Source organism: Sphingomonas sp. (assembly GCF_026460985.1).
Classification (GTDB): Bacteria; Pseudomonadota; Alphaproteobacteria; order Sphingomonadales; family Sphingomonadaceae; genus Sphingomonas.
The window spans coordinates 1-15,387 of record NZ_JAPKNM010000100.1 but is presented as its reverse complement, the minus strand read 5'-3'; the positions used below and the strand labels follow the sequence as shown (position 1 = coordinate 15,387).

15 protein-coding genes are annotated in these 15,387 nt (G+C 68.5%); 7 read left to right on the top strand and 8 right to left on the bottom strand.

The features are described 5' to 3' along the window. Positions 1-142: 142 nt before the first annotated feature. The 6 genes from MT490_RS16485 to purM all read right to left on the bottom strand — a co-directional run bounded on the left by MT490_RS16485 (position 143) and on the right by purM (position 5,452). Positions 143-2,431: a patatin-like protein gene (locus MT490_RS16485; protein WP_297390176.1), complete on the bottom strand. Its 2,289-nt coding sequence runs from the start codon at positions 2,429-2,431 to the stop codon at positions 143-145. Next, the gene (locus MT490_RS16480; RefSeq protein WP_297390173.1) at positions 2,431-3,126 is read right to left on the bottom strand and encodes an endonuclease/exonuclease/phosphatase family protein; all 696 of its coding nucleotides are present in this window, start codon (positions 3,124-3,126) and stop codon (positions 2,431-2,433) included. Before MT490_RS16480 ends, MT490_RS16485 begins: the two co-directional genes overlap by 1 nt. Before the next feature lie 42 nt (positions 3,127-3,168). Next, the gene (locus tag MT490_RS16475) at positions 3,169-3,366 is read right to left on the bottom strand and encodes a hypothetical protein (RefSeq protein ID WP_297390171.1); all 198 of its coding nucleotides are present in this window, start codon (positions 3,364-3,366) and stop codon (positions 3,169-3,171) included. A 76-nt stretch (positions 3,367-3,442) separates the two neighbouring features. Next, entirely contained in the window at positions 3,443-3,811 is a 369-nt protein-coding gene (locus tag MT490_RS16470) for an MmcQ/YjbR family DNA-binding protein (protein ID WP_297390168.1), read from the bottom strand. After that, the gene (purN, locus tag MT490_RS16465) at positions 3,796-4,365 is read right to left on the bottom strand and encodes a phosphoribosylglycinamide formyltransferase (protein WP_297390167.1); all 570 of its coding nucleotides are present in this window, start codon (positions 4,363-4,365) and stop codon (positions 3,796-3,798) included. The genes MT490_RS16470 and purN overlap by 16 nt, the downstream gene beginning before the upstream one ends. Continuing rightward, entirely contained in the window at positions 4,358-5,452 is a 1,095-nt protein-coding gene (purM, locus tag MT490_RS16460; RefSeq protein WP_297390164.1) for a phosphoribosylformylglycinamidine cyclo-ligase, read from the bottom strand. Before purM ends, purN begins: the two co-directional genes overlap by 8 nt. 188 nt (positions 5,453-5,640) lie before the next feature. Between purM and MT490_RS16455 the strand changes: the two genes are divergently transcribed. From MT490_RS16455 to MT490_RS16440, 4 genes are read left to right on the top strand one after another with little or no spacing between them, the layout of a single operon-like run. Beyond that, entirely contained in the window at positions 5,641-6,906 is a 1,266-nt protein-coding gene (locus MT490_RS16455; RefSeq protein ID WP_297390162.1) for a heavy-metal-associated domain-containing protein, read from the top strand. Further along, positions 6,903-7,508 carry a chromosomal replication initiator DnaA gene (locus MT490_RS16450; RefSeq protein WP_297390158.1) on the top strand — a complete coding sequence of 202 codons (606 nt, stop codon included), beginning with the start codon at positions 6,903-6,905 and terminating at the stop codon, positions 7,506-7,508. Before MT490_RS16455 ends, MT490_RS16450 begins: the two co-directional genes overlap by 4 nt. 46 nt (positions 7,509-7,554) lie before the next feature. Continuing rightward, positions 7,555-9,696, top strand: coding sequence for an RNA degradosome polyphosphate kinase (locus MT490_RS16445; protein ID WP_297390156.1), 2,142 nt, complete (start codon positions 7,555-7,557; stop codon positions 9,694-9,696). Between the two features lie 4 nt (positions 9,697-9,700). Next, entirely contained in the window at positions 9,701-11,194 is a 1,494-nt protein-coding gene (locus MT490_RS16440; RefSeq protein ID WP_297390154.1) for a Ppx/GppA family phosphatase, read from the top strand. Between the two features lie 7 nt (positions 11,195-11,201). Here the strand turns inward: MT490_RS16440 and MT490_RS16435 are convergent, their stop codons facing one another. After that, the gene (locus tag MT490_RS16435; protein ID WP_297390150.1) at positions 11,202-11,492 is read right to left on the bottom strand and encodes an I78 family peptidase inhibitor; all 291 of its coding nucleotides are present in this window, start codon (positions 11,490-11,492) and stop codon (positions 11,202-11,204) included. After that, on the bottom strand, positions 11,489-12,664 hold the full coding sequence (rnd, locus tag MT490_RS16430) for a ribonuclease D (RefSeq protein ID WP_297390148.1): 1,176 nt from the start codon (positions 12,662-12,664) through the stop codon (positions 11,489-11,491). The genes MT490_RS16435 and rnd overlap by 4 nt, the downstream gene beginning before the upstream one ends. A gap of 271 nt (positions 12,665-12,935) precedes the next feature. On the opposite strand from rnd, the gene MT490_RS16425 reads away from it, so the two are divergent. The 3 genes from MT490_RS16425 to MT490_RS16415 all read left to right on the top strand — a co-directional run. Continuing rightward, on the top strand, positions 12,936-13,262 hold the full coding sequence (locus tag MT490_RS16425; protein WP_297390145.1) for a hypothetical protein: 327 nt from the start codon (positions 12,936-12,938) through the stop codon (positions 13,260-13,262). Next, the gene (locus MT490_RS16420; protein WP_297390142.1) at positions 13,262-14,797 is read left to right on the top strand and encodes an FAD-binding oxidoreductase; all 1,536 of its coding nucleotides are present in this window, start codon (positions 13,262-13,264) and stop codon (positions 14,795-14,797) included. The genes MT490_RS16425 and MT490_RS16420 overlap by 1 nt, the downstream gene beginning before the upstream one ends. Positions 14,798-14,882: 85 nt before the next feature. Next, a partial coding sequence (locus tag MT490_RS16415) for an OB-fold nucleic acid binding domain-containing protein (RefSeq protein ID WP_297390139.1) occupies positions 14,883-15,387 on the top strand: 505 nt, incomplete at its 3' end.

Below are 15,387 nucleotides of genomic sequence, written 5' to 3'. Positions count from 1 at the left end.
AACTCCCTCTCCCCTTGTGGGAGAGGGAGGGAGCCGACTTTAGTCGGCGGAAGGGTGAGGGGGAGTGGGACTCATGTCCCCCTCATCCTTCCCACTCGCTTCGCGAGCGGGCCCCTTCCTTCTCCCACAAGGGGAGAAGGAGTTACCCAATTTCCGCGCGGAGCTCCGCGAAAAGCCCCGGGATCGCCGTCAGCCGCGCCTCCTCCTCGTCGAGGATCGCGTGGAAGGCGCTGCGCTTGATCGCGGCTACGCGGTCCTCGGCGAGCCGGTCCTCGAAGCGGAGCGTGGAGAGGACGATGTCGATCAGCCGGTCGGCACCGTGGAGGCGGCCCCAAAGATAGTCGTTCTCGCGATAGGCACGGCTGAAGAAGGCGCCGAAGCTGTTGAACTGGATGCCCTTGAGCGTCGCCGCCGCGCCGCCCGAGCGGATCGCGCAGGCGTCGTCCGGCGAGATGCGATCGACGCGGATCGGATCGAACTCGTCCATGCCCTCGCCCTGGAGCAGAGGCAAAGTGGCGATGTCGAAGAAGGGGAAGCCGAGATGCGCGAGCAGCATCGGCCGGCGCAGTTCCTTCGACAGCGCGCTGAAACCGGCCGAGAGGCGGGCATCGGTCTCGCCGTCGAGCGCGCGGAGCTGCATGCGCTCGGCGAGCAGGTCGAGGATCGGCCCGGCATCGTCGGTCATGTCGCGCACCGCGCCGCGCAGATCGGCGAAATTGTCCGTGCGCTTGAGCTCGAGATAGGCGGCGAGCGATTCGTAGATCGCCTCGCGCATCGGCGGCAGCTCGGCGTGCGAGCTTGGCAGGTCGATCTCGCTCAGCCGCCTGGCGAGCAGCCGCAGCCGGCGGATACGGAAGCCGAGGTCGTGCGCGCGGAGGAAATCGAGCGTCTGCGGGCTCGCGCCGTTCGAGAGCGTCGCGCCGAAGCGGTCGGCGCCGCGCGCCTGGACCGCGTGGGCGACCGCCTCGCGGATCTCGCGCAGCCGCTCGGGGCCGTGGCGATCGCCGATCGTGTAGAGCAGCCGCGTTATCCGGTCGATCGCCCCGTCGACCTTGAGAAGCCCGTAGGCGGTGTGGCCGTATCCCGCCTTGGCGGCCGCGGCGACCTGCGCGCGGCGGCGCCACGCTGAAAGGCGCTTGGAGGTCGGGAAGTCGAGCCACAGCGTATAGCCGAACAGCGACTCGACTTGCGTTTCCACTTCGGCGCGGATTTCGGTGATCATGGCGAGCATGCGCTCGATCCGGTCCGAACGCGCCGAGATCGCTTCGAGATTGTCGCGGATCGGCTGCTCGCGGGGTAGCTCGGAGAGGGCGCCGATGATCGTCTGGAAGAAGCCGGGCTTCTCCTGTGGCGTACCGTAGAAGTCGAAGCGCATTCCCGGCGCGGGATCGATGAACACGAAGCGGCGATCGATCTGGCGGCGTGCGGGGCGTTCGCGAAGGGCGTCGATCGCGGGACGGAAGGGCGCGTTGGCGAGCACCGAGCCGTCGATCAGGATCGCCTTCTCGGCGCGATTGTCCGACCATTGCTGGGGCAGCATGCACTCGAGGAATTCGTCGCGATCGGGCCAGGCGGTGCCGCGTTCGGCGAGGAAGCCATCCATCTCCTCGACCGTCGCAGGTGGGAAGGCGCCGGGGAAGCTCGACGTCGCACGCGCCGCGAAGGCCAGCCCGGCCGGGTTGGCAAATGCCGCGTCCTCGGCGCCGTGATCGGCGAAGTGAAAGACCAGCCGGTGCTCGGTCTCGATCACGTGCGGCGGCGAATTGAGGCGGAGCTCCTCGGCATGGCCGCGGAAATCGGTGACGGTGACGAACAGGTCGAGCGGCTGGCCATGCGGGAGCAGGCGTTTGTAGCGCGGCCCCTGCGCCATTGCATCGAAGGCGTCGAGCAGCATGCCGAGCAGTCGCTTGCCCCCGAAGGGCGGCTCGAACCAGCGCGAGCGCACGAAGCGCTCGAGCTTGAGGCGAACCTCCTCGCGGGCCGCGGGGGCGACCGTCGCGTCGATCGTCTTGCTGCGATTGGCGACGATCCACGCGATCGGCGTCGCCCAGATCTTGGCGAAGCGGTGCGCCGGCGCCTGGCGCGGCTCGAGCAGCGCCTCGACATCGGCATGCTCGATCCACAGATCGGTGAGTGGATCGAGCGACTGGCCGGTGGAAATGGCCTGCGCGAGGAACACCGCGTTGATCCCGCCCGCGCTGGCGCCCGACAGGATGTCGACCAGCACGCGTAAATTGACCCCCGAAGCCTCACGGATCTCGTCGAGCAGCAGGCGATAGACGCCATTGCCTTCCTCGCCCTCGCGCGCGGCGCAGCTGGCGCGGGCGAGTCGCCAGATCTCCTTGGTGATGCCGTGCATGTAGACGGCGAGGCTGATGCCGCCATAGCAGACGAGCGCGAGCCGCAGCTCCTTGTCGCGGATCTCGGACATCAGGCCGGCCGGACCTCGGCCCAGATGGGCAAATGATCCGACGCGGTGCGCGAGTTCAGGCTCTCATGCACGCCCGCGCCCTGGATCTCGAGATCGCGGCTGACCATGATCCGGTCGAGCCGCGCCATCGGGCGGCGGGCATGGAAGCTCTTGCCGGTGGCGGCGAACTGATAATGCTGGGCGAAATCGCGCAGGCAGCCGCTCTGCGGAGTCCATTCGTTGAGGTCGCCCATCAGCACCGTCGGATATTGGCGCGCGCTCGCCTGGAGGTGCGCGATGATCGCATGGGCTTGGCGGCGGCGCCACAGGCCGGACAGGTCGAGATGCATGCCGACCACGCGGAGCATCTGCCCATGCACGCGGACATCGGCCATCACCGCGCCGCGCGGCTCGAGCGCGGGCAAGTGGATCGCCTCGCAATCGAGGACCTGCGCATCCCTGCGGACGAGCAATGCGTTGCCGTGCCAGCCCATCGAGCGCGCGCGCATCCCGAAGGGAATCGGCTTCCAGTCGCCATGCTCGGCGAGCAAATGCCCGGTGAGTACCGCCTCGCGCGTGCCGAAGCGGCGGTCGGCCTCCTGCAACGCGATGACGTCGGCATCGACTTCGCACAGCACCTGCAGCGTGCGCTCGGGCCTGCGCCGCCGATCGGTGCCGATCGACTTGCGCATATTGTAGCTGGCGACCTTGATCATGTGCGCCCCTTATCGCGGGGCCGATGGGGGATGGGCAAGGGGCTAGCTCGGATGCGCCTCGCTGCCGCGCTGGCTGGCGGCTTCCTCGGCGGCGGCGATCAGGCTGCGGCCGGTCTGCTCGGCAGCTTCGGGCGTCATCGCGACCGCGACGCCATTCGGACCGTCGAGCAAGACCAGGCCTTCCTCGGCGGTGGCGATTCCTGCTCCACCTGCGGGCTGATGCGGTGCGGGCTCGGGCATCTGGCACTCTCCCTTTCGCGCTGGTTGCGCTGGCGCGATCGTGCGGGAGAAACTCGGCAGCGGGGCGCCCGTTCCGTCAGCGCCCGCCGGCCTCGAGCAGGCGGCGTGGTGCTGCAAGCTCCCAGCTCCGTGCGATGCGGTCGCCGATATGCGCCCAGTCGACATCCTCGCCGCCGATCGCGAGGCCGACCCATTCGGCGCGGAAATAGGCGACGCGCGAATAATTGTCCGGCGCCGCCTCGATCAGCATGCGCGCTTCCTCGGCATCGGCGGTCTTGACCGCGACGATGGTGCGGCCGTCGCCATGATGGTCGTGGCGGAACTGGGCGAACATCTTGCCGGCGACGAAGAAGGTCGGCTGGCCGTGGCTGGGGCGCTCCTCGGCTTCGGGGAGGTCGAGCGCGAGGCTGCGGACCTGGTCGAGCGGGCTCAGCGGTTCAGCCATTCGGCGACAACCCGGGGATAGAGGCGATGTTCCTCCGCGAGCACGCGCGTGGCGAGGCTGTCGGCGGTGTCGCCGGGGAGCACGGGCACCTCGACCTGGCCGAGCAGTTCGCCGCCGTCGAGCTCCTCGGTGACGATGTGCACCGAGCAGCCTGCGAGCGCGTCGCCCGCGTCGAGCGCGCGCTGGTGGGTGTCGAGGCCCTTGTATTTGGGGAGCAGCGACGGGTGGATGTTGACGATCCGGCCCCGCCAGGCGTGCACGAAATCATCCGAGAGGAGGCGCATATAGCCGGCAAGGGCGATCGCCTCGACGCCGGCTTCGCGGAGCGCGGCGTCGATCCTCGCTTCGTACTCGGCCTTGGGCATGCCCTTGGGCGATTGGGCGAAGGTGGCGATCCCCTGCGTGTCCGCCCAGGCGAGGCCCGGCGCCTCGGGCTTGTCGCTCGCGACGAGGGCGACTTCGTAGGGGCAATCTTCGGCGCGGGCGGCCTCGACCAGCGAGGCCATGTTCGAACCGCGGCCGGAGATGAGGATCCCGAGCTTGCGCCTAGTCATTGTGCGTGGCGGACCAGGGCGCGCGGGCGCTCCACGTCTCGGCGGGGCCGAACACGGTGCAGCCGCGCCGGCCTTCCTCGACCGTGCCGATGCGGAATACGGTCTCGCCCGCGGCGGTCAGCTCGGCGGCCACCCTTTCGGCGTCCTCCGCCGCCACCGCGGCGACCATGCCGATCCCGCAATTGAAGGTACGCGCCATCTCCTCCGGCTCGATATTGCCCTGCGCCTGGAGGAACGCCATCAGTCGCGGCAGCGGCCAGGCGACGGCGTCGATACGGGCATGGCAATTCTCGGGGAGCACGCGGGGCACATTCTCGAGCAGCCCGCCGCCGGTGATGTGCGCGAGCCCACGAATCACGCGCTTGCGGAGCTGGGGGAGCAGGCTCGCGACATAGATGCGCGTCGGCGCCATCAGCGCGTCGATCATCCGCACATCCTGGTCGAACAGCGCCGGCCGGTCGAGCTTCCAGCCCTTGTCGGCGGCGAGTCGGCGGACGAGCGAGAAGCCGTTGGAGTGGACGCCGGTCGAGGCGAGGCCGAGCAGCACGTTGCCCGGGCGGATCGCGCTGCCGTCGAGCAACTGCTCGCGCTCGACCGCGCCGACGCAGAAGCCGGCGAGGTCGTAATCGCCTTCGGCATACATGCCCGGCATCTCGGCGGTCTCGCCGCCGATCAGCGCACAGCCGGCCTGGCGGCAGCCCTCGGCGATCGAGGCGATGACGCGCTCGGCGGTCTCGGGGACGAGCTTCCCGCTGGCGTAATAATCGAGAAAGAACAAGGGCTCGGCGCCCTGGACGATCAGATCGTTGGCGCACATCGCGACGAGATCCACGCCGACGCCGTCATGCGCATCATGCTCGATCGCAAGCTTGAGCTTGGTGCCGACGCCGTCATTGGCGGCGACGAGCAGCGGATCGCTGAATCCCGCAGCCTTGAGGTCGAACACCCCGCCAAAGCCGCCGAGCGCGGCATCGGCGCCGGGCCGTCGGGTGGATTTGGCCAGCGGGCCAATGGCGCGCACCAGCGCGTTTCCGGCCGCGATCGAGACGCCCGCCTGGGCGTAGGTGTAACCTTTGGGTTCGCTCATGCGCAGCCGCTTAGCGCCGACTTGCCAAAACGGAAACATCCCCGTTCGCCCTGAGCCTGTCGAAGGGCAGTTCTTTCTTGAAACGAAGGCGAAGAACGGTGCTTCGACAAGCTCAGCACGAACGGGGCAGGGACATTGCTCAATCGCCACTTGGATTTCCCCGCCCGCTTCGCCAAAAGGGCGGCCGCATGCAGCTGTCCCGCTTTTCGCTCACCATCGGTCTGGCCGGCGCGCTCGCACTTGCGGGGGCGGGCGTAGTCGTCGCGCAAGGGCAGGGCGGGGGCGCCAGCGCGGTGCCGATCGACGCCTCGGGCAGCTTCGAGGTCTCGGGCGTCCAGGTCGACGTGAAGGGCAAGGATGCCGATGCCGCACGGCAGGGCGGGTGGCGGCTCGCCCAGCGCAAGGGCTGGGAGATGCTCTCCGAACGGCTCACGGGCAAGAAATCGACGCTCGGCGATTCGGCGCTCGACGCGCTGGTGACGGGAATCGTCGTCGAGCGCGAGCAGATCGGCCCGACGCGCTACATCGCACGGCTCGGCGTCTTGTTCGACCGCGCCAAGGCCGGGGGCATCCTCGGCGTCTCGACCGTGGTGACGCGCTCGCCGCCGATGCTGCTGGTGCCGCTCGAATTCTCGGGCGGAGTCGGCCGAGTGTTCGAACGCGAGACGGCCTGGTCGCGCGCGTGGAACCGCTTCAGGAGCGGCGGCAGCACGATCGACTATGTCCGGCTGCGCGGCACCGGACCCGACGCGATGCTGATCAATGCCGGGCAGACGCTGCGGCGCGGGCGCAACTGGTGGCGGACGGTGCTCGACCAGTACGGCGCCTCCGACGTGCTCGTCGCCGAGGTGCAACTCCGCCGCGAATATCCGGGTGGGCCGATCGTCGGGGTGTTCGCCGCCAACCATGGGCCCGACCGCCGCCCCATCACCAGCTTCGCGTTGCGCGTCGACAATGGCGATTCGCTCGACGCGCTGCTCGACGCGGGCATCCAGCGGCTCGACCAGGCCTATCAGAAGGCGCTCGCATCGGGGCTGCTGCGCACCGACGCGCTGCTCGCGACACGGCCGCCACGGGTCAAGACCGCCGAGGAGCTCGCCGCGGAGGCCGCAGCCCTGGAGACGCCCACGCCGACGCCCACCGCCAGCAGCGCGGCGACCGCGAGCTACACCGTGCAGGTCGAGACGCCGAGCGCAGCCGCGCTCACGGCGTCCGAGGCGGCGGTGCGCGGCGTGCCGGGCGTACGCTCGGCGGCGACCACCAGTCTCGCGCTGGGCGGCATCTCGGTGATGCGCGTCACTTATGACGGATCGCAATCGAGCCTGCGCGCCGCGCTCGAGGGCCGCGGCTGGCAGGTGCAGGAGGGGCCGGGCGTGCTCCTCATCCGCCGCGGCGCAAGGGCGCCCGCCGCCTCGCCAGCGCCTCAGGCGACGAGCAGTCCGGCGGCAAAATGAGCCAGCTGCGCCTGCCGCTCGGCCTGCCCGACGCGTGCGAGACGGAGTTCCTTGTCGGCGAATCGAACGCGCGCGCGGTGCACCAGCTCGAGCATTGGGCGACCTGGCCGGTGATGTCGGCGCTGCTGACGGGCCCGCGCAAATCGGGCCGCAGCCTGCTCGCGCGGGTGTTCGCCGCGAAGAGCGGCGGGCGCATCTTCGACGATGCCGATCGCGCGCGCGAGGCCGACGTCTTCCACGCCTGGAACCAGGCGCAGCAGGAACGCCGCCCGCTGCTGATCGTCGCCGAGGCCGCGCCGCCGGCCTGGGACGTCAAGCTGCCCGACCTGCGCTCGCGGCTGGCCGCTTCTCCGCTGCTCGAGATCGGACCTCCCGACGACGTGCTGATGCCACAGCTGATCGAACACGCCTTCGAACGGCATCTGCTCCATGCCAGGCCCGATCTGGTCGCCTGGCTGGCAAAAAGGATCGAGCGCAGCCATGTGGCCATCCTGCGCGTTGCCGATGCGCTCGAATCGGAAGCGGGCGACCGGTTGTCGATCCCGGCGGTGCGCGCCGTGCTCGCGGCAAATGGTCTCATAACCGAAACGGACGAACCCTAGGGCGATGACCAAGACAGCAGTAGAACAGGTCGCAGAGGGCGTTTCGATGACCGATCAACCGGCCGGGCCGGATAAGCGTTATTTCAATCGCGAGCTGAGCTGGCTCGCCTTCAACCGCCGCGTGATGGAGGAGGCGTGCAACCCCGCGCATCCGCTGCTCGAGCGGCTGCGCTTCCTCTCGATCTCAGGCTCGAACTTCGACGAGTTCTTCATGGTGCGCGTCGCCGGCCTGATGGGCCAGCAGCTCCAGCGCATCGAGGCGCATTCGGCCGACGGTCTCACCCCCGGCCAGCAGCTCGCCGCGATCTCCGACGAGGCCGAGATCCTCGCCGACAGCCAGCAGAGCGTGTGGCACGACATCCGCGTTCAATTGGGGGAGGTGGGCATCCACGTCCTCGAATCCGGCGAGATCGAAGGCAAGACCGAGGCCTGGCTCGAGAACCATTTCCGCGAGCAGATCTTCCCGATCCTCACCCCGCAGGCGCTCGATCCGGCGCACCCGTTCCCGTTCATCCCGAACCAGGGATCGAGCGTGATCTTCGATCTCGTCCGGCGATCGGACCGCGAGCCGATCCGCGAGCTCGTGCTGCTGCCGACGACGATGCCGCGCTTCGTCCGCCTGCCCGGCAATCCGGCGCGCTACGTGGCGGTGGAGGTGCTGCTCAAGCGCTTCACGCATCTGCTCTTCCCCGGTTACGACGTACTCGGATCGGCGGCGTTCCGGGTGCTGCGCGACAGCGACATCGAGATCGAGGAAGAGGCCGAGGATCTCGTCCTCACCTTCCGCTCGGCGATCAAGCGCCGCCGCCGGGGGCGCGTGATCCGTCTCGAGATGGAAGAGGGCATCGCCCCAGACCTCGAAGCGGTGCTCAAGGAAGAGCTCGGCGGCTCCGAGGCGCTGCTCACCGAGACCGGCGGATTCATCGGCATCGGCGATCTTTCGAAGCTGGTCGACGAGGACCGGCCTGACCTCAAGTTCACGCCCTATTCGCCGCGCTTCCCGGAGCGGATCCGCGAATATGGCGGCGATTGCTTCGCCGCGATCCGCGCCAAGGACATCGTCGTCCACCACCCATACGAGACGTTCGACGTCGTGCTATCCTTCCTGGGGCAGGCGGCGAGCGACCCCGACGTCGTCGCGATCAAGCAGACGCTCTACCGCGCAGGCAAGCAGCCCGCGGTGATCAACGCGCTGATCGCGGCAGCGGAGGCGGGCAAGTCGGTGACCGCTGTCGTCGAATTGAAGGCACGCTTCGACGAAGAGCAGAACCTCTATTGGGCGACCGCGCTCGAGCGCGCCGGGGTGCAGGTCGTCTACGGCTTCATCGACTGGAAGACGCACGCCAAGGTATCGATGGTCGTGCGGCGCGAGGGCAATGCCTATCGCACCTATTGCCACTTCGGGACGGGCAACTACCACCCGATCACCGCGCGCATCTACACCGACCTCAGCTTCTTCACCGCCGATCCGCGCGTGGGGCGCGATGCGGCGCAGATCTTCAACTACGTCACCGGCTATGTCGAGCCGGCGGGGCTCGAGCTGCTCGCCATCAGCCCGCGCGACCTGCGCAACCAGCTGGTAGCGCTGATCGATGCAGAGATCGGCCATGCGAGCGCGGGGCGGCCCGGCGCGATCTGGGCGAAGATGAACTCGATCGTCGATCCGGCGGTGATCGAGAAGCTCTACGAAGCGAGCGCCGCCGGGGTGGAGATCGACCTGATCATTCGCGGCATCTGCTGCCTGCGCCCCGGCGTGCCCGGGCTTTCCGAGAATATCCGCGTCAAGTCGATCGTCGGGCGCTTCCTCGAGCACAGCCGCATCTGGGCCTTCGGCAACGGCAAGGGGCTGCCGAGCGACGGCGCCAAGCTGTTCATCTCCTCGGCCGACTGGATGCCGCGCAACTTCGATCGTCGCGTCGAGTTCATGCTACCGATCCTCAACAAGACGGTGCACGACCAGGTGCTCGACCAGGTGATGGTGGCGAACCTGCTCGATGACGAGCAGAGCTGGCAACTCCAGCCCGACGGTCGCTATATCCGCGCCGAGCCCGGGGCCGAACCGTTCAACCTGCACCGCTATTTCATGACCAACCCGTCGCTTTCCGGGCGCGGCGCCGCGCTCGCCAAGCGCAAGCCGGTACCCAAGCTGTCGCTCAAGCGGCGGCGCGCGCCGAAGAAGGAGAGCTGAGCCCATGGCGACGCTCCTCCGCAAGTCGGAGCAACGGGCCGCGCCGGCCAAGGCGCGCACCGCGATCATCGACATCGGATCGAACTCGGTGCGTCTCGTGGTCTATGAGGGCGCGGCGCGGCTGCCCGCGGTGCTGTTCAACGAAAAGGTGATGGCGGGGCTGGGGCGCTCGCTGAGCGAGACAGGCGCGATCGACAAGGCCGGGCTGGCACGGGCGCGTTCGGCGCTGGCGCGGTTCGGCGCGCTCGCGCGCGAGATGCGGGTCACCGAACTCCGCACTGTGGCGACCGCGGCGGTGCGCGACGCGTCCAATGGCGGCGAGCTGATCCGCGCGGCCGAAGCGCTCGGGCTCGAGGTCGAGCTGCTCTCCGGCATGGAGGAGGCGACCGCTTCGGGCCTGGGCGTGCTTTCGGGCATTCCCGAGGCGGACGGCGTCGTCGGCGACCTGGGCGGCGGCAGCCTGGAACTGGTGCGCGTCGTCGCGGGCACGGTCACCGATCGCGTGTCCTTCCCGCTCGGCGTGCTGCGGCTCGGCGTGATCCGTGCCGAGGGCAAGGGGGCGCTCGACCGGCGCGTGGCAAAGCTGTTCGCCGAATCGGGCTGGAGCGGGCGCGGCAAAGGACTACCGCTCTATCTGGTCGGCGGCTCCTGGCGCGCGCTCGCGCGGCTCGACATGCACCGCACCGGCTATCCGCTGCCGGTGGTGCAGCAATATCCGATCCCACTCGATCATATCGGCGAGCTCCAGCGGCTCCTCGCCGATATGCCCCGCGCCGAGTTGAAGGCGATCCCGGACATTTCGGGCGCGCGCATCCCGACGCTGCCCGATGCGACCGCGCTGCTGCTCAGCGTGCTCAAGCATCTAGGGAGCAGCGGCGGCGTGGTCTCGGCCTATGGGCTGCGCGAAGGGTTGCTCTACCAGCGGCTCAGCGCCGAGCAGCGGCGCGAGGACCCGCTCATCGCCGCGGCGCGCGACGAGGGCGAACGCTCGGGCCGCTTCCCCGAGCATGGCGACGTGATCGACGCCTGGATCGCCCCCCTGTTCAACGACGCGCCCGAGCTTGCCCGGCTGCGCCACACCGCCTGCCTGCTCGCCGATGTCGGCTGGCGTGCCAACCCGGAGTTCCGCGCTGAGCGCGGCATGGAGATCGCGCTGCACGGCAATTGGGTGGCGATCGACTCGGCGGGACGGGCGGTGCTCGCCCAGGCGCTGTACACTGCACTCGGCGGCGGGCTCGGCTGCCCCGAGCCGCTGGAGAGCCTCGCGGATGCCGAAGCGCTGGCGCATGCGCGGCGCTGGGGGCTCGCGATCCGGCTCGGGCAGCGGCTGAGCGGCGGCGTTGCGGCACCGCTCCGGCGCTCGCACGTGGCGCTCGAGGACGGAACGCTGGCGCTCTCGCTCCAGCCGCACGACGAGGCGCTCTACGGCGAGGCGGTCGAGAAGCGCCACAAGGCGTTGGCGGTAGCGTTCGGCAGGGAGCCGGTGCTGGAAGTCTAGCGGCGGCTCACCCGCAATGCGCGCGGACGATCTTGCCCTTTTCGTCGGTGTCGAGGTTCAGCCGGTCCTCGCGATAGTCCATCGTCACCGCCATCCCCGGCGCGATCCAGCGGATCGTCTTGGCGCCGGACAGCCGCAGCGCCTCCTTGGTCACGGCTTCGCTTTTGGTCTTGCCGGTCAGGCCGGCTAGGCCGTCGGCGACGCACTTGCCCGGTGGGGGCGGCGTGGGTTCGGGCGCGGAAGGCTGCTGGCACCCGCCGGTGGCGAGCAAGGCTAGCGGAAAAGCGAGGCGGATCATGACGACGGCTCCTCGGTTCGGGTCATCTTGAGCTTACCATTTCGGACGGTGAACCCAAGCTGACCCTCGACCAACTGCAGCGCGTCGCGGCCGAACTGCTCGAAGCGCCAGCCCTCGAGGATCGAAAGATCCTCGCGCACGCCGGCCGCGAGGGCTTCGAGATCGTCCGAGCGGGCGAGCAGCCGCGCGGCGACGTTGATCTCCTTGGCGCGGATCTTGAGCAGCAGCTTGAGCAGGTCGGCGACGAGCGCGCCGTCCTTGCCCAGCGCAGGCTTGCGATCGTCGCGCGGGGGCAGCTCGGCGGCGGACATCGGCTTGGCGCCCTCGATCGCCGCCATCAGTCGCCCGCCGATATCGTTGCCGCCCCAGGCTGGGGAGAGGCCGCGGACCCGGGCGAGATCGGCCTGCTTGCGCGGCGGGTTGCCGGCGAGGTCGGCAAGCGTCTCGTCCTTGATGATGCGGCCGCGCGGCAGGTCCTTGCCCTGCGCCTCGAGCTCGCGCCACCGCCCCAGCGCCTTCAGGCGCCCGAGCACCTCGGGCTTGCGGCTGGAGACGCGGACGCGCTGCCATGCCTGATCGGGATCGTTGCGGTAGTTCTCGGGATCGGCGAGCCGCTCCATCTCCTGGTCGAGCCAGGCGCCGCGCCCGGTCTTGCGCAGCTTGTCGAGCATCTTGGGGAATATCTGCGAGAGATAGGTGACGTCGCAGATCGCGTAATCGATCTGGCGCTTGTCGAGCGGGCGGCGGCTCCAGTCGGTGAAACGCGCGCCCTTGTCGACGGTGATGCCGAGATAGGTGTCGACGAGGTTAGAATAGCCGATCTGTTCGCCCTGGCCGAGCGCCATCGCCGCGACTTGGGTGTCGAACAGCGGGTGGGGCGTCTTGCCGGTGAGGTTGTAGACGATCTCGATGTCCTGGCCGCCGGCGTGGAAGACCTTGAGCACGTCCTCATTGTCGACGAGCAGGTCGAGCAAGGGCTGCATGTCGATTCCACCCATCGGATCGATCGCCGCGGCTTCCTCGTCGTCGGCGATCTGGATCAGGCAGAGCTCGGGCCAATAGCTGTTCTCGCGCATGAACTCGGTGTCCACGCAGATGTACGGCTTGTTCGCGAAGCGGGAGCAGAGATTGGCGAGGGCGGCGGAGTCCTCGATCAGGCCATGGATATGCATCGGGGGCCCATAGCGCCACCAGAGCGCGTTGACAAAGAGGGCGTGCGGCCTCGTGCGAATATCGGTGCGTTTTTCTGCATTCCCGATCGCATCTTCGGCAAAGCGAAGCCAGAACATTGGATTTAAAGCGAAGATTGGAGCGTGCGGGTCCATCGGTTCACGATGACAAAGACGCCGCTTGCTGATATCAAGGTGGGGCGCCGCTGACGCCCGAATATCAGCAAGGTTCTGACTCAGGTGCGAGCATATCGTTCGAGGGGAGGGCCGATCCATGTCTATCGCGTGCGTCATCGCTATTGCCGCGGCGCTCGTCGTCGTGGGACAGTTTCTCGCCGGCACGGCCGATTATTACCTGTCGATTGAAAACCCGCGCCCGCTCGATGACCAGACCGTGGTGATCACCATCCTCGGCTGGGGCTTCGCAAGCGAGAGCAGCCGCAGCTTCAAGGCCGAAGTGGCGGGGGAAGGCTTCGCCGACATACGCCTCTACGCGACGCGCGCGCAGATGCTGCTGTCGATCGTCACCTTCGGCTTCGTGCGGCGCGTCAGCGTCTCGTGGCGCGGCAATGCCGGCCAGCATCCGCTGGGAGACGCGTGATGCCGATCATCGAGATCCCGATCAACGAGGTCGGCAAGGACGATGTCTGGTGGAACTATCACCGGACCGACTGCGCGCATTTGCGCAAGCGCTGGGCGCTGCGCAGCGCCGGCGCGCCCACCGGCCGCGAGGACCTCGCGGAAGGAGCACTGGCGGTCCAGCTTTGGCTGCGCAAGGCACTCGCGGAGCAGGTCCCTGTGCGGCCCGTCGGCGGCGCCTGGTCGCCTTCGAACATCCAGATCGTCCAGCAGGGCTGGATGCTCAATACGCGGCGCTTCAACCGCTGCTTCCGGATCGCCGCGGAGCATCTCGCGCCCACTGCAACGATCGATCCCGGGGCGCTGCTCCTCGTGGAAGCCGGCACGCAGATCGACGAGATCAACGACCGACTCGAATGCGACATACAGCGCAGCCTGCGTTCGACCGGCGCGAGCAACGGCCAGACGCTGGCGGGGGCCTGTGCGACCGGCACGCACGGCTCGGTGATCGAAGCGGGCGGCATCCAGGACCATGTTCGCGCCGTCCAGATCGTCACGCCCGACGGCATCCACTGGATCGAGCCCGCAGCCGGGCTGATGCGCGACGCTTTCATCGCCGCCACGGGCTCGACGCCACTGCGCGACGACGCGGCATTCGCCGCCGCGCAGGTCGCGATGGGCTCGCTGGGCGTGGTCACCGCGATGGTGATCGAGACCGTGCCGCGCTACCTCGTGCGGCCGATTTTCCAGGTGGTCGATTTCAGCGAGGAGGATCTCGGCAAGCTGGCGCGCGGCGAGTTCCGCGCCTTCGCCGCCAAGCACGGCGTCGACGAGGAGCCCTATTTCGTGATGGTGATCACCAACCCGATCGCGCCGTTCAAGCGCAAGGCGGTGGTGCGGCTGCTGTTTCGAGAGGATTGGCACCAAGGCTATCCGGCAGCGACGCACGCCCAGCTTGGCGCGGCCTATGACGCCTTCTCGATGCTCGGCTGGCTGCTGCGCAATTTCCCCTGGGCGCGCGGGTGGATCCTGCAGACGATCATGAAGCTGGGGGTGGGGAAGGGGACGTCCGCCAGCGATCCCAAGGTCTACGGAACCTGGGGCGAGACCACCGAGACGCACCGGCCGCTCGCCGAACTGTTCACCGGATCGGTGTTCTGCGAGCGCTCGAGGCTTCCGGAAGTGTTCGACGTCATGCGCAAGGGCTTCAGCGGCGCCGGCGGATCGACCGTGATGACGCTGCGCTTCCTCAAGGGCGGGCCGGGGCTGCTCTCGCCGGCGCGCTGGGAGCATGTCGCGGGAATCGATTGCGACGGGCCGGGCGGCAGCGGCACCGAGCGCGCCTTCGTCACCATGCTCGAGACGCTCGAAGCGAAGCATATCCCGTTCACGCGCCATTGGGGCAAGTTCAACAAGCTCGATGCCGCGCGCGTCGCGCACGACTTCGGCGACGATCTCGTCCGCTGGAAGGCGGTGCGTGACCAGCTGCTGCCCCAGTTCGCGCATCGGCGGCTGTTCGCCTGCGCCACGCTCGATCATCTCGGCCTGACCATCTGAGCCCGGCGGCGCGAAGCTTGACAAAGCGCCTGCGCTGACGAGAAGCGCACGCGACTGTCGATCCCTCACGCAAAAGTTGAAAATCATGCACGCCTACCGCTCGCATACCTGCGCCCAGCTCCGCGCCGCCAATGTCGGTGAGGAAGTCCGCCTCTCGGGCTGGGTGCACCGCAAGCGCGACCATGGCGACCTGGTCTTCATCGACCTGCGCGACCACTACGGCATCACCCAGATCGTCACCGACGTCAGCGGCCCGGCCTTCGCAGTGATCGAATCGTTGCGCAGTGAATCGGTCGTGACCGTGACAGGCAAGGTCATCGCGCGCGACGCCAGCGTCGTGAACCCGAACCTACCGACCGGCGAGATCGAGGTCCGCGCCGCCGAGGTGACCGTCCAGAGCCCCGCGCAGGAGCTGCCGCTCCCGGTGTTCGGCGAGGCCGAATATCCCGAGGACATCCGCCTGCGCTATCGCTTCCTCGACCTGCGCCGCGAGCGGCTCCACAAGAACATCCTGCTCCGCTCGAACGTCATCGCGTCGCTGCGCCGCCGGATGATCGATCAGGGCTTCACCGAGTTCCAGACGCCGATCC

Coding starts and splice junctions, on each gene's coding strand:
- MT490_RS16420 (WP_297390142.1), top strand. CDS start 13,262: ATGCCGATCATCGAGATCCCGATCAACGAGGTCGGCAAGGACGATGTC.
- MT490_RS16450 (WP_297390158.1), top strand. CDS start 6,903: ATGAGCCAGCTGCGCCTGCCGCTCGGCCTGCCCGACGCGTGCGAGACG.
- MT490_RS16475 (WP_297390171.1), bottom strand. CDS start 3,366: ATGCCCGAGCCCGCACCGCATCAGCCCGCAGGTGGAGCAGGAATCGCC.
- MT490_RS16485 (WP_297390176.1), bottom strand. CDS start 2,431: ATGTCCGAGATCCGCGACAAGGAGCTGCGGCTCGCGCTCGTCTGCTAT.
- purN (WP_297390167.1), bottom strand. CDS start 4,365: ATGACTAGGCGCAAGCTCGGGATCCTCATCTCCGGCCGCGGTTCGAAC.
- rnd (WP_297390148.1), bottom strand. CDS start 12,664: ATGCATATCCATGGCCTGATCGAGGACTCCGCCGCCCTCGCCAATCTC.
- MT490_RS16435 (WP_297390150.1), bottom strand. CDS start 11,492: ATGATCCGCCTCGCTTTTCCGCTAGCCTTGCTCGCCACCGGCGGGTGC.
- MT490_RS16470 (WP_297390168.1), bottom strand. CDS start 3,811: ATGGCTGAACCGCTGAGCCCGCTCGACCAGGTCCGCAGCCTCGCGCTC.
- MT490_RS16440 (WP_297390154.1), top strand. CDS start 9,701: ATGGCGACGCTCCTCCGCAAGTCGGAGCAACGGGCCGCGCCGGCCAAG.
- MT490_RS16480 (WP_297390173.1), bottom strand. CDS start 3,126: ATGATCAAGGTCGCCAGCTACAATATGCGCAAGTCGATCGGCACCGAT.
- MT490_RS16425 (WP_297390145.1), top strand. CDS start 12,936: ATGTCTATCGCGTGCGTCATCGCTATTGCCGCGGCGCTCGTCGTCGTG.
- purM (WP_297390164.1), bottom strand. CDS start 5,452: ATGAGCGAACCCAAAGGTTACACCTACGCCCAGGCGGGCGTCTCGATC.
- MT490_RS16445 (WP_297390156.1), top strand. CDS start 7,555: ATGACCGATCAACCGGCCGGGCCGGATAAGCGTTATTTCAATCGCGAG.
- MT490_RS16455 (WP_297390162.1), top strand. CDS start 5,641: ATGCAGCTGTCCCGCTTTTCGCTCACCATCGGTCTGGCCGGCGCGCTC.